The organism is Aureliella helgolandensis (genome assembly GCF_007752135.1).
GTDB lineage: Bacteria > Planctomycetota > Planctomycetia > Pirellulales > Pirellulaceae > Aureliella > Aureliella helgolandensis.
Genome location: NZ_CP036298.1, coordinates 1705153 through 1718230, shown reverse-complemented (window position 1 = coordinate 1718230; position 13078 = coordinate 1705153). Strand labels below are relative to the sequence as shown.

The following is a 13078-nucleotide window of genomic DNA, read 5'->3' as shown; positions in this document are numbered from 1 at the left end:
TTTCCACAAAATTGGAGATTTTGGCGCACCCCCGGCCGGACCTACCCCGGGGGGGCATGAATTGTGGCGATTCGACCCCCAGACGACCTATCGTCTCACGCGTGTGATGCAAGGCGCGCAAATGGAATTTCAGAAAGCGAAGAGAATTATGTTTTACAGAACCACCGAGTTGATGAAGCTGTTCGAGGTTACCTCCAACACCATCCGGCGATGGGCCCGCGAGGGGACGATGCCAGCGCAGTTCATGCGTGGTCGATGGCTGAAATCGGATGTTGATGCCTGGTTGGCGAGAAAGCCAACGAACGCGAACGAACACTTCCAAACAACTGAGCGGCAACAGGGCGAACACTAGTTTACATCGGCACTTTCCGCGAATAGGATTTTGAGCATGACACGACGAACACTCAATTGCGACCTCCTCCCCAAACTCTCCCGGCGGGAGCTCAGCGAATTGTTCCGTTGGAACGCTCGGTGCGCATTCCGCACAGCCGAGAACGCGTTCCACCCCTGGCTGAGCACCGTCTTTCGTGACGAGTTCGCGCGACGGGAGCATGCCGATGGTTCAGCAGAGCCGGGGATGGTCGAAATTCCGGAGGAGCACCTCCGCTTTATGTCGGACGCCCTGGTTGCATGTCATGGACTAGCGAGGTCACCGCTGAGCGATGCGCAGGCCAAGTTCGCGGACAGCTTGGAGTTGCAGGTTGTCTCGCAGGTCGCAACCATCCTGGCCTGCATCGACGAAACCCACCACTTGACCATGGAGCAATGATGAGCAGCGACCTTCCAGCACGATTCCTAACAGCCGGGGCGACATCCGCAGAACTTGGCATCTCCGAGGCCACGTTGACGAAGTGGGTCGCAGCCGGGGAGTTTCCGAAGCCGCTGCGATTGGGACTGAGGAAGCTGGTTTGGCAGCGATGCGACCTTGAGCAATACATCGAATCGCGCATAGCAGAACGCGATTCATCGAAGTGAAGAAGCGAACGTGAAGTTTCCGAAGAATGTCCGCCAGTTCTCTTTAGCAGTGCGGCCGAAGTGAAGTTGTGAATTGTTAATTTGAGAACTATTTTGGCAGGAATTTTGATATGAAATCAGTACGAGATTTGACAGAACAACGCGATGAGCTTTTAGCTGTCGTCGATGGCATCATGGCACGCGCTGAGCGTGAGAATCGGGAATTGAGCGCGACCGAAACGCAGGAGCTCCTGGACCTGGTTGGCGGTGACGGCACCGATGGCCAGAGCGGCAAAATCGGCAAGCTGAATGGAGACATCCGTTTAGCGAAGTCCGTTGAAGCTACTCGCAATCAAAAGGCGCACGGACGTCTCGAGTCCGCGTTGAATGAGCATATGGGAGTCGGCGCAACACAGCCGCTTCGAGGTGGCGTTCGGATGCTGTCACGCGACGGCAAGGCAGTTGATGCACTTGGACAGGCTCCAATCGAAAACGGCATTGGAGAGCTTGCCAGAGCCTCTATCGTCGGCAGCCGCGGCGCCCACGACATCATCAAGTCGGCCATGACGACCGGCGATAATTCGTCCGGTGGGTTCATGGTTCCCGAGGTTCTGATGGGTGAAATCATCGACGCCGCGCGAGCACGTTCGGCAGTCTTGCGGGCTGGAGCGCGAGTAATGTTGATGCCAGCCGGGGACATCAGTTTAGCTCGCGTGATGCGCGATCCTGAGTTTGAGGTGCACGCTGAGTTGGAGCCAATCACGGAGTCAGACATCGGCTTGGGTGCCGTAGTGATGAGCGCCAAAACGGTCGCCACGCGAATCAAAGTCTCCCGAGAGCTGGCAGAGGACGCGCCTAACTTCTCGGAGATGATTAACAACACGTTGACGCGGAGCCTTGCGGCGGCGGTCGATCGGTTCGCGATTCACGGCACTGGTGCTGCCTGGTCTGGCCTGCTGAACAATGCCGACATCGGCGAAACGGGTTCAATCTCGGCAGTTGACTGGTTGGATTTGTCCACAGCGTTCACGAAGATTCGCGAGAACAACGAGGAGCCGAACGCGGCGATTATGTCCCCGAAGGTGCACGACCACCTGTTGAGCTCGACAATCGGTGATGGTGTCAACGCTCCGCTAGGCTGGCTGAACAAAACGCCCACAATCACCTCTCCGATGATTCACAGCACGAACATCCCGAATACCCACCTGCTTGTCGGAGACTGGAGCCAACTCGCATGGGGAATTCGTTCCTCCGCGCGTATCGAGTCGACAACGACCGGCGGGGATGCGTTTGAGACTCATGCGGTGCACGTGAAAATCACCACTCGCATCGACTTTGCTCTGCTACGGACAGGAGCATTCTATCGCTTGAAAGACATTTCCCTGTAAGCGGAATCGCAAAAGCAGCGCGGCCGGCGGTGGCGAGGGAAATTGAAACACCCCCTCGCATCTTCAACATCGCCGGCCGACGTTTTTTACAAAGGGTTCAACCATGCTGGTAAATAGAAACGCGATTCGCCGAATGTCAGCCGCACCGATGGCATCCGCATATTGTCCCGAGTGTGGCGAATTTGCAGCCAGGGCAGCATCCGGCCGTTGCGTTTCATGCGAGGCGAAAGTACGGCAAGCACAAGCCGAAGCACCAGAGAAGCCTAAACGCGAGCCTCTGATGCGTTCCAATGTTGGTGCTGGCTCCCTCTTCGTATGTATCTGTAATCGCGTCGCACGACTTGGGAAATAGCGATGAAACTCCACCAGCCGCGCGTCTACTTGAGTCCGAAGCTGTGCCGAGAGTGCGGCCGACGTTCTACGGTTTTCTCCGAGGGTGGCATGCGTTGCTTACACTGTGAGGCCGAGCGAGAGGCTTGGCGGACGAAAGCACGGAAGCGGCGGGAAGAACGGGAGCAGGAAAAACCGCCAATTGGCGGATTAAAACCAACTTAGAAAAAAGTCTCAATTGAGACTTTAAACCCGACTTCAAAGCCTCAGTAGAAGGGCCAATTGGCCTTTCTACTTTCAAAGTGCCAATTGGCGCCTTGGTTCCAGGACAGAGTAGAAGTCTCAATTGAGCCTTCTACTTTTCAAAATGACCAAAGGTGTCACCGGCACGCCTAGCTTGGATCCTTTCTTAACAAGGAGCCGATAATGCTAAGCCGACGACACGTTCTAAGGTCTCTCTGTACCGTCCCGTTCGCGCCGATCGTGACATTCCAGCCAAGTGAAGCCGCAGCCCCCGCAGAACGCAATCCTGATGATTTTGAGATGCCCACGGTCTCCGCCCAGGAGCTGGCAGACCTGGAGAGCCGAGCTTGCAAGGAAGCGCACCCCGAAACGTGGCAGGATGTCACCTATGCGGATTGCGGTCCCGTCGATGAGCTCGTTACAGCCGCCTACCTCGTCACCAAGGACCGGCAGGCTATCAACAATTGGTGCCTACGGATGGAGCGGGTTCACGTGATTAACAAAGTTCGCTGGTGGCAGCTCGGTAAGGCCGACGACCCGTTCAACCGCGGCTATGGTCACGTGACGTTGTTCTACGTCCTCACCGAGGAGTTCAAGCCGTTCGAGGAGTTCTTCCGCTCACCGTTCTGCTACGCATAGACAATGTGGTCAAGTTGACCACATTGACTCAAAATTCAATTGGGCCAAGTTGGCACCATTGAATCGAAAAGCTGGGTCAAGTTGGCCTAGCTTTTTTCGTTGGAACTCAGGGTGCAGCGTTCCGTACCATCCCCCATACCGACAAATACCGAATTACTGCGATTCACTGTCAATCATTGCAACCAGTGTTGCACTCTGGTAATATGGAAAACGCTTGGAATGCAGGGTTTTTCAGCAATTTGAAGCTTGTAAAAGTTGAAATCATAATCCGCGTGTCGGGGGTTCGAATCCCTCCTCCGCTACTTGTTTCCCTTAATTCTGTTGCCGTTCCAGGATGAATTTAGGGTCGTGGCGCTTGGCCATGGCCGTAAGCCACACGGCGCCACCTGCCCCAGTGATGCGAGCAGTTGCCTTGGAACTAGGTCTTCGCAGCATTCCCCTCCCCCCCGCTTCATGAGACGTTCGGCGTTTGAGTAGCTGCCCCCAAGAATTGCACGGCATTGGGTGGGTGTGAAAGAAGCTGTGAGGCGCGTCTCTTCTGAAGATACCGAATCACTTGGCCGATCGGAATGGGTTGGGCAGTTGGCCGAGCAGGTTCGATCACGACCATCTCTATACGGCGTTCTCTGGCGAGCAACATTGTGGCGATAACCAATGAAGCGGGATAGAGATGCACCAATTCTACTCGGCGATACTTTCCCAACGGGATCGATTCGGAGTAAGTCCGGGCAGAATCCAGTGAAGCAAAAATCGTGAGGGCCAAACTGCAAGCCTCCCAGCGCATGGCGAAATCTTGCTCGCCAAAAACATGCAACACAAAGGGCGTCTCAGGAAAGCTGCGCATCATTTCGCCTGAATTCAGCCTGATTCCGTAAGCCCAGCTGCGGACAAGCTATAACCGAGTAGTGAATCATGATAGTGTTCTCTGAAGAGTGGCCCAGCAAGTCCTTTCCCCTACCAAATCTCTTACTTCGTACTATAAGCAGATTGCCAGATTGAGCGGAATGCCCCCCTCGCAACACATCCTAACTTTGGCGAGGATCCGCCAAACTCAAGTATTTTTCGGCACACCTGAGTACTTCTTGCTCCGACGCGTCTGAAGACTTGCAGGAGGTCTAAGCCAGCGGCGTTTGTGAGACTTGCCTACCATGCACATCCGTCTGCAATGCGATCAAACACACGCCTGAAATGCCCTGGGGCATCTCGTCGGTAGTAAGGCGAGGGGAATGCAACTTCGAAGCAATAAACTCGCGCAATGCCAACGTTGCCTCTCCCTGCTCAATGAAACTCTCACGGTGGTCCCCGAATACGCCGGGTGAATCGGCAGAATGAAAAGCCGCCGAAAAAGAAGCCACGTTCTCGCGTCACAGCGTTCCCAGACGCATCTCGATGCTCTTCCAAAGCAAGGTCGATTGAACGCGGCATGCCAAGCTCACGAGACAACCCCGACCATCCAATGATCACCAATGGAAGGCGACCGGGGTCAGATGTGCGCGAATAGTGTAGACTGAACGCATGCAAATATCTCATACACTCCTCTCGCCGATCGCGTTGCGAGCCATTGTCCAAGAATTCGTGACGCGTGATGGCACAGACCACTCTCCCGAAGAAGCAAGAATCACCACAGTGATGCGCCAGTTGCAGGACGGTGGCCTAGAGTTGCACTACGATCCAGAGACTCAAAGCTGCAATATTGTTTCACATGGCGACCAGCCTCCTGCCTGACCATGCACGCAATGCACAAAGCGACGCCTTTCGATGTCCTATCTCTACAGCCGCTTCCTTACGTATTGCCCGTAAGCTCGACGGTTCGATGGATACCCACGTTTTTCGTAAACGTCTCATCGTGGCTAATGACCAGGAGCGCACCGTCGTAGGCAGACAGCCCTCTTTCAATGGCTTCGATTGACGCGATGTCCAGGTGGTTTGTTGGTTCGTCGAGCATCAACAACGCGGGTGGCTCTGAGCCACCTAGGATGCAAGCCAAACCAGCTCGCAACAGCTGACCGCCGCTAAGTGTCCCAACTCGCTGCAACGCCGCCTCCGACTGAAAGAGAAAACTGGCAAGCGTGCTACGACAAGCATTCTCACTGGAACTTGGATTCAGTCGCTTAAAGTTGTCGAGGATCGAGGTTTCTGGATCGAGACAGCTCACCCGCTGATCAAGCATCGCGAATTCAACCGAAACCTTTACCGTCCCGCAGAACGGAGTTAACTCACCTGAAATCAAGCGTATTAGTGATGTTTTTCCAGCTCCATTCGGTCCCGCCAAGGAGACGCGTTCAGGACCGCTCAAGGAGAGTGAGAAATCGCGAATCAGCGGGCGAGCAGGCTCATAGCCTGCCGCAACACCCTCCAGCGCGAGTACGACACGGCCGTTTGCCAGCCCTGTTGAAGGAAGCGACATAGACAAGTCCTGCAGGATTTCGACGCGAGACCGGGCAGAGGCAAGTGACTCAGATGCTTCGGATTTTTGACGTTCTGCCAAACGCGCGTTCTCGCCTTGACTGCCTTCTGCCCGATTCTTCCTCATCCCCAGTAAGACCCGAGGCATATCACCTCGCGATCGCTGCTTTACTCCCGCAGCATCCCGACGTTGCTTTCGTTCGGCAGTGAGCTGTGTTTTGCGATTGATTTCAGCCAACTGCTTTTCAGCATGAGCCAAATCGTGCTGCGCGGCTTCCAACTCGACCTCCTTTCGCTGGCGATACTGAGTCCAATTCCCGCCATAGCGGGTTGCTCCCAGGGAGGTCAGCTCCACGATTGCATCCATCTGCGCCAACAATTCTCGGTCGTGACTGGCAACGATAGCTCCAGCCCGCCAAGTTGTCAGAAGACGCATCACGTCGTCCCGTCCACGACGGTCCAGATTGTTGGTAGGTTCGTCCAACACTAGAAAATCAGGGGACGCGAAGATTGCCGCGGCCAAGTATGCCCGCGTTCGCTGGCCACCCGACAAAGTGCAGAGCCGTGCACTAGGAGCCGCCTGCAAGCCAACTCGGCCGAGGATGCTTGCCATTCGCTCCTCCAGCGTCCAATCCGCCTGCGACAACTCTTCAGCCGTTCCCACGCCCGCCTCCGCGCGGCGAAGGATTTCCAGTGCATCAGTAACGCCAAAAAGGTGTCGGACACGAATGGCACTTAATCGGCCTAAGGTACTGGTGCTTCTAGAGTTAAGTTCGATTGACAGCAGGGGGCTTCACTTGCGATGAGTTTGGGTAATCTTACCTCCCGAACACACCAAGCAAGGAAGCCCCCGTGTGCCATCATCCGTTTGATTCGTTCCGCTGTCGAGTCCAACATGCGCGCCAACACGGCGATCTTTACTTCGCCGCCTTGATCTCCAAAGAGACTATCGCGTCAGTCTTTGGCAATGCAAGTGCCATTCTCGATTCGGCCAGAGTTTACAACACATCGGTCACGCTGTGGGTCTTCCTCTCGCAAGTCATGAGCATCCACCACGGCTGCGTCTCTGCGGTCGCCAAGCTGATCACCCATCGAGTCGCCAACAACCAAACTGCTTGCTCTGCCGAAACCGGTGCTTACTGCATTGCTCGAGACAAAATCGACGAGCAATCCATGCAACGTCTTGTGACGGCCAGCGGACTTGCGATTGAAGACAGCAGTCCCGACCATTGGCGATGGCTGGGGCACCGCGTGATCACCGCCGATGGTGCCACCGTCACGATGGCAGACACGTCGGAGAATCAAGCCGCCTACCCGCAACTTAGTAGTCAAGCACCCGGTTGTGGATTTCCGATCTTGCGAGTCGTTGTACTGTTCGCGTTGTCGACTGGCGTTGTGCTCGACATGGCGATGGGCCGATACAAAGGTAAGTTCACTCACGAAGTAAGTTTGTTTCGTCAGATCGACGCAATCATCGAAGAAACCGATGTTTTCCTAGCTGATCGCGCCTATGCGGGTTGGTTCGAGATGGCGAGGATGATTCAACGTGGTGCACACGTCGTTGTTCGCAAACACCAGTTGCGCAAGTCAGATTTTCGGACTGGAATTCGTTACGGCAAAGACGATCACTCCATCCAAATCGACAAGCCAGCTCGTCCCGACTGGATGAGCATTGAAGAGTACGAGACGTACCCGGACTTCATCACCATTCGCGAGATCCGTATCCGAGTTGAGAACAACGGATTTCGCACTCGCGAGATTATCGTTCACACATCGCTGTCGGACGATACGGAGTACACGAGGGAGGACATCGCGGCCCTGTTCCGTAGAAGGTGGCAAGCAGAACTTCATTTACGGAGCTTGAAAACGGTCATGCAGATGGAACACTTGCGCTGTAAAAAGCCGCATCGAGTGCGGAACGAAATTCGGACGCACATGTTGGCTTACAATTTGATTCGCGGGGTGATGTCTGAAGCGGCCGTCGAAGGCGACGTTCAACCTTGGCATATCAGTTTCAAGTCAACACTGACAACGGTGACGGATATGCTTCCGGTTCTAGGCCTAATCAGCAACGCCGATGAATTATGCACGGTGTTGTACCGCTGCTGCTTGCAACACGCAGTTGGCAATCGACCGGACCGCTACGAGCCCAGGGTGCTCAAGCGAAGACCGAAGAAATACAAGCTGATGCAAAAGCCAAGAAGCGAATACAAACCCGGGGAGGCATAGGACTTACGCCGATTAAGTGCCATTCGTGTCCGACATCAAAAGCCCGAACGGCCTTTCCGGTGCTTTGCACTTTTGGTGTCGGACACCTTTTTCCGGGTACATGCAGTAACCGTCCACGGTTGTCTGCAACTTAAGCTCAAACCTGAAGCAACGGTTGAAGCTGCCTGGTGGATGAGGAAGGTCGCGACCGACCGATTAAATGCTCCGCAGAGCTGAGTTTGCTTAGTATTACTCCGCGCTGTTGAGTTTGGATGGGGGCGAGTCGAGTGCAGCAGAGAAAATGTTGGCAGGAAAATGTTGGCAGGAAAATAGCCAGAGCAATTCATCTTCCTGCCCCCATCTTCCTGTCAAAACGTCCGCCTGGATGCTTCGAAACTGTTCGCCGTTGTCAGCGACCTACACTCCAACCTGAAGCAATGGTTGAAATTGTAAGTGGATAAGGAAGGTCGTGAACGGTTACCACATGCATTTCCGGGCACATGCACTAGCAACCGGGGACGCGGAGTCTCACTGACAGATTTCGGGTTCATGAGTTGCACGAAAAAAGCCTGAAGTCTCGCGACTTCAGGCTTACTCGACTCGGTGTGCATCACGTTTTTATTCAGCCTATCTTTGAACTGGTCCTTTCGCGGTGAGCTCATCAACCGAACTGCGTTTCATCGACTGCGGATTTAGAACATCCCGCCACCCATGCCGCCCATCCCGCCACCCATGCCGCCCATGCCGCCGCCCATGCCTCCCATACCAGCGCCCCCCACACCACCGTAGATTGGATTGGTAAAGGGAATTTCTTTAGAAGCGTTGGCGGGATTCATTTTGGCCAAGTTGACGAGCAGGATTTCAATTGCCTGGTGAGTCTGATCGGGAGCATTGACGATCATCATCGAACCGACCACCGCAATGGTGCTCATCCCGCCTTGCGGCTCCCAGGAATCTTTGGCAATTGACCTTTCGATGGCGTTGACTACCGACATGGCATTGGCCGAATTAGGCAGGACATAGGCCAAGTCGTAGAATCGCATGTTGGTGCTCATGGCTGCTTTATCTTGGGACGTCACCTCAATATTGCTTTCGGTGATTCGGTAGGCCAACTCCTGAGGGTCGATGAGGGTGGAAATGCGGCGCAATGCCTCCCGCAAGGAGCAGGTGGCTTCAAGGGTTATTGGAAAATCAGGGTCGATACCCACCGCTGCGAGTTCGGTTTGGTTAATATCGATAGGGATCCGCAATTGGTCACTGAGCTGATCCAACACAGTAGTAAGCGGCGTCTCGCGGAAGTTACAATCAGCCATTTCCGCCATTTTGAGGCGATTCTGTTCGATCGCTTGGGTACTGGCCGTTCCTCCCGCCAGCCAACTGGGAGCAGCAGTACTCCCGTCGGCCCGCTCCCAGGTCACGGCAGTGGGTGTGTTGGTTGCCGGTGCAATGGCGGCACTCGCGTTGGAAGCCACCGTGCTAACAGTAGCTGCTGGAGTCGCTTGCTGCTCTGTCGAAGTCGTTTGCTGGACTGCCGGGCCGAATTGAGCCACGACCGCCGCCTCGGGTGATAAGGCCGGTAACGTTAGCGGACCGGTGGCGTCGCCACTGCTCGCACTTCCCTCGGAATCGGAGTTCCAGACAAAGGGGCGATCTGCGGCCACTACGGCCAGAGTACCGGCGGCCAACATGAGGCCAGTGCACAGGCCGATCTTAAGAGTACTGCTACTAAACATTTGTAATTCTCCACGTACTAGGGAAGAGAGGTGCGAGGGGGGCGTAGGATCATGCGTGGCATGCTCCCACCCTTCCCCTTCAGATGGAAGATACTGTTCGACAAAGTTGGCGGTCCACTGTGTGGCCTCGGCTGCTTTTAGTTGCTGTTGGAAAAGTGTGCTTCCCGCAAACAGCACGGAAAGGCTAATTCCCCGCCGTGCAAGTTGTCGCCGGAGAACCCGGCGGCCACGTTTGAGTCGCCCCTCCACCGCCGAGGTGCTCAACTCCATTCGCTCTGCAATTTGAGGGGCAGTGAAGCCCAGCAAATAGTGCTCAACGAGCGGCTCACGCAACTTGTCGGGCAAACTCTCCAGCTCTCGGTCGAGGGCTTCCAGCTCCATGCGTCGAGCTAACTGAGTCATTGGTTCGGCTGTTGAATCACAATAGTCACTCACGTCAGTATCGCTTGGATTAGAGGCAGGCTCCCGAGCTGGTTTTCGGAGGCGGCAGGCGGTGCGGTAGGCCACACCGTGCAACCATGCTCCAACCGACGCATGGCGTCGGATCTTTTTGGCCGATTTCAACAAGATCAGGAAGGTTGCCTGAAAGGCATCTTCGGCACTCGTTGGATCGGAGACGGTCAGCCGGCATACGCTGGCCACCATCGGTGCATAGCGCTCGATTAATCTCTCGATCGCCTCGCGACTCCCACTCTCGATGTAAAGGTCCAAGAGCTCGGCATCTGGTTGCAATCGCTCCAACTCAGCGGAGTTCTGTAACCGCTGGAGTTGGGAGAGCAAGGCAGGTGGGGGCATCTTGGCGTCCTGAAAACTCGAAGGTGAAAAGAGGCTTAGCGGGGGAGAGGAGCCCGCACTCCTAGAGTGCAAAGCTCAAATTCCTGCAGCCAGATAAGTAGTGCACGGAACCTAGTATTCCAGGCACAAAAAAACAAAAAAACAGATTTTGATTCCAAGTCGAATTGAGTTCGGCTCCTTTCACGGGCATTCGCGGATAGGAAAAGACTACGCAAGTCTCCACTAATTCTAACTGGATGAGCAGCAGAATCGGGCTGGGAACCAAGGAGAATTGTCAGACAGCCACCCCGCTGGTAGCGTTCTCTCGCGCCTATTGGGAATTGGGTTCCCTTCGCGTCTCGGCAGATGTCTGTCGGTAGCTGTCTGCTTCAGTAGGAATTCCCAAGGGCCTCGCAATGGCGGAATAGGTTTGGGGGGAGCCCCAGTCCCCACCGGGGACCGCCAACTCGCGCAGCGGATGTCCGAAGCGGCTTCCTCACACTGCAGAAATGAAGCCGACATGATCCTGGATATTTGCGAGGAGGGCAGGTTGGCACTCCTGCTGGCGGCACCACTCGCCGTGGGTGTCGCATTTCATGCGTGGTCTGCGGTGGTTCTGCTCGCCTAACTGTTTCTTAAGGTGGGAATGGGCACCGCTGGTATCTGTCGGCTCCAGTTGTTAGAGTGGGGGCGAGCACTGAGCGGAAAGGACTCTTTGTTCAACTCTAACAGTCTGTCTTCGGTACTTTTCCCACCTTGCAAGGAACCGTCTTATGCAGCGCAGTACTCTATCGCAGCGATCCGCTTTTACGCTCGTCGAACTTCTAGTGGTTATTGCAATCATTGGTATCCTCGTTGGCTTGCTTCTCCCAGCGGTTCAAGCGGCACGCGAAGCCGCTCGTCGAATGCAATGTTCGAACAATGTGAAGCAGCTGGGATTGGCGTTTCACAACTATCATGACACCTTCAAAATCTTTCCAATCAACGGTGCCTATCGAAGCATCCCTGGCGGTGGTGGTGGTGGTCCCGCGATCGCCAATACCGGCAAGAGTTGGTTGCAGATGATCCTCCCGCAAATTGAGCAAGCGCCGTTATTCAATCAAATTGATTTTCGCGTTGGACTTCAGGGGACTACGCCAAATATTCTGCAGAACCAAATAGTTGCCAATACCGTTATTTCAGGATTCCTATGCCCGTCCGATGGTGAGAGCGAAAACGGTCGTCTGGGCAATCGCTCTGACGTCAATGTGGATCCTCCCGGGACGTGGGCCGTTACCAACTACAAAGCCTGCGCTGGCAGCAATTGGGCGTGGGGAGTTTACTCGCCGGTATCGTCGCCTGGTGGAAGACACGGTGGAAGCACCGATGGATTGAATTCTGGAAATGGTATCCTGTGCTCGAATCAGAACCAAACCAATCCCGTTACGCGAATGCGCGATTTGACGGACGGTACATCAAACACTTACGCGATTGGTGAGGCGCAGCCAGGTTGGAGCCAGTGGAATTGGTGGTACAACCCCAATGCAGTCACCGCGACCTGTGCGATACCACTCAACGCCGTTTTGAAGCGACCGAAGAACATCGGCGACTGGCCGAATAATTATTCCTTTGCCAGCAAGCATGTAGGCGGCGGTCAATTCGGCTTGGGCGACGGAAGCGTTCGATTCGTAAGCGAGAGTATCGACATCGGAGTTTATCGTGCTTACGCCACCATCAGTGGCGGTGAAGTCGTGAGCAGCAGCGATTGAGCGCAAGTTGAACGGCAATTCGCTATTGGGAAATGCCCCCTCTGTATTCATTTCAACAATGATTCATCCCAGCGACGCGGAGTATTGGCTTTGCCCGTGTCGTTGGCTTGCAGCATCTTTCGGTACGTGTGCTTGGAACTGTAATCTGCTACCCTGATTGGAGTAAAGGTCGTGCTATTTCGACGAATGAACTGTTTAAGTGTTCTGCTGTTGGCGTCTTGTTTTTTAGCGGGATGTGGAGGATCGGGTGATGGCCCCGTTCCGGCTAAAGGGGTGGTGACCTTCAATGGTTCCCCTATTGCGAAAATTTCGGTCTCATTCGTCCCTGTGGGCGGTAGCGGGCAGATCGCAGAAGGTACCACAGATGAGCAAGGGAATTTCAAGCTTCGGACGTTGGAGCCTGGGGACGGTGCCTGGGTTGGCGATTATCAAGTATCGTTAAAATATGTCCCTGATGTGATCGCCGACATGCCAGCCTTCACCGGGGGGCAAAAATCGGAACCCTCTCCCATTCCTGCGAAGTATGGCAATCCCAGCAAGTCTGGTTTCACGGCCACTGTCGATGCGGATGCCTCCAAGAATGTATTTACTTTCGATCTGTAAATACGTTCTAAGGGGAACCGCCAACTAGACTTGGCCCAATTGAGATGATGAG

General features: G+C 54.8%; 13 protein-coding genes. 9 read left to right on the top strand and 4 right to left on the bottom strand.

The genetic code is table 11. From position 1 onward, the window contains the following. The first annotated feature begins 148 nt into the window (after window positions 1-148). From Q31a_RS06115 to Q31a_RS06100, 5 genes are all read left to right on the top strand, one after another. Window positions 149-352 carry a helix-turn-helix transcriptional regulator gene (locus Q31a_RS06115; protein WP_197356302.1) on the top strand — a complete coding sequence of 68 codons (204 nt, stop codon included), beginning with the start codon at window positions 149-151 and terminating at the stop codon, window positions 350-352. A gap of 36 nt (window positions 353-388) precedes the next feature. Continuing rightward, the gene (locus tag Q31a_RS29965) at window positions 389-769 is read left to right on the top strand and encodes a hypothetical protein (protein ID WP_197356300.1); all 381 of its coding nucleotides are present in this window, start codon (window positions 389-391) and stop codon (window positions 767-769) included. Next, complete coding sequence (locus tag Q31a_RS29960) at window positions 766-975, top strand: helix-turn-helix transcriptional regulator (protein ID WP_197356298.1); 210 nt, start codon at window positions 766-768, stop codon at window positions 973-975. The genes Q31a_RS29965 and Q31a_RS29960 overlap by 4 nt, the downstream gene beginning before the upstream one ends. A gap of 110 nt (window positions 976-1085) precedes the next feature. Then, the gene (locus Q31a_RS06105) at window positions 1086-2342 is read left to right on the top strand and encodes a phage major capsid protein (protein WP_145075482.1); all 1257 of its coding nucleotides are present in this window, start codon (window positions 1086-1088) and stop codon (window positions 2340-2342) included. A 756-nt stretch (window positions 2343-3098) separates the two neighbouring features. After that, a complete protein-coding gene (locus Q31a_RS06100; RefSeq protein ID WP_145075480.1) occupies window positions 3099-3554 on the top strand; it encodes a hypothetical protein in 456 nt (151 codons plus the stop codon). Window positions 3555-4005: 451 nt separating this feature from the next. Here Q31a_RS06100 and Q31a_RS06095 read toward each other — a convergent pair whose 3' ends face one another. Beyond that, the gene (locus Q31a_RS06095; protein ID WP_145075478.1) at window positions 4006-4401 is read right to left on the bottom strand and encodes a hypothetical protein; all 396 of its coding nucleotides are present in this window, start codon (window positions 4399-4401) and stop codon (window positions 4006-4008) included. 268 nt (window positions 4402-4669) lie between these two features. Continuing rightward, window positions 4670-4909 carry a hypothetical protein gene (locus tag Q31a_RS29955; RefSeq protein WP_197356296.1) on the bottom strand — a complete coding sequence of 80 codons (240 nt, stop codon included), beginning with the start codon at window positions 4907-4909 and terminating at the stop codon, window positions 4670-4672. A gap of 160 nt (window positions 4910-5069) precedes the next feature. Between Q31a_RS29955 and Q31a_RS06090 the strand changes: the two genes are divergently transcribed. Further along, window positions 5070-5279 (top strand): YheU family protein, encoded by a 210-nt coding sequence (locus tag Q31a_RS06090; RefSeq protein WP_145075476.1) that lies wholly within the window; start codon window positions 5070-5072, stop codon window positions 5277-5279. Between the two features lie 58 nt (window positions 5280-5337). Here Q31a_RS06090 and Q31a_RS06085 read toward each other — a convergent pair whose 3' ends face one another. Continuing rightward, window positions 5338-6744 (bottom strand): ATP-binding cassette domain-containing protein, encoded by a 1407-nt coding sequence (locus Q31a_RS06085; RefSeq protein WP_391575325.1) that lies wholly within the window; start codon window positions 6742-6744, stop codon window positions 5338-5340. Between the two features lie 68 nt (window positions 6745-6812). Here Q31a_RS06085 and Q31a_RS06080 point away from each other — a divergent pair, with 68 nt between their 5' ends. Next, the gene (locus Q31a_RS06080; protein ID WP_145072543.1) at window positions 6813-8189 is read left to right on the top strand and encodes an IS4 family transposase; all 1377 of its coding nucleotides are present in this window, start codon (window positions 6813-6815) and stop codon (window positions 8187-8189) included. 671 nt (window positions 8190-8860) lie between these two features. Here the strand turns inward: Q31a_RS06080 and Q31a_RS29950 are convergent. Beyond that, window positions 8861-10696 carry a sigma-70 family RNA polymerase sigma factor gene (locus Q31a_RS29950; RefSeq protein WP_197356292.1) on the bottom strand — a complete coding sequence of 612 codons (1836 nt, stop codon included), beginning with the start codon at window positions 10694-10696 and terminating at the stop codon, window positions 8861-8863. A gap of 752 nt (window positions 10697-11448) precedes the next feature. Here Q31a_RS29950 and Q31a_RS06070 point away from each other — a divergent pair. Together Q31a_RS06070 and Q31a_RS06065 are read left to right on the top strand one after the other, a co-directional pair. Continuing rightward, window positions 11449-12423, top strand: a complete 975-nt coding sequence (locus Q31a_RS06070) for a DUF1559 domain-containing protein (RefSeq protein WP_145075472.1) — start codon at window positions 11449-11451, stop codon at window positions 12421-12423. A 186-nt stretch (window positions 12424-12609) separates the two neighbouring features. Further along, a complete protein-coding gene (locus Q31a_RS06065) occupies window positions 12610-13026 on the top strand; it encodes a transthyretin-like family protein (protein WP_197356290.1) in 417 nt (138 codons plus the stop codon). The last annotated feature ends 52 nt before the right edge of the window (window positions 13027-13078 follow it).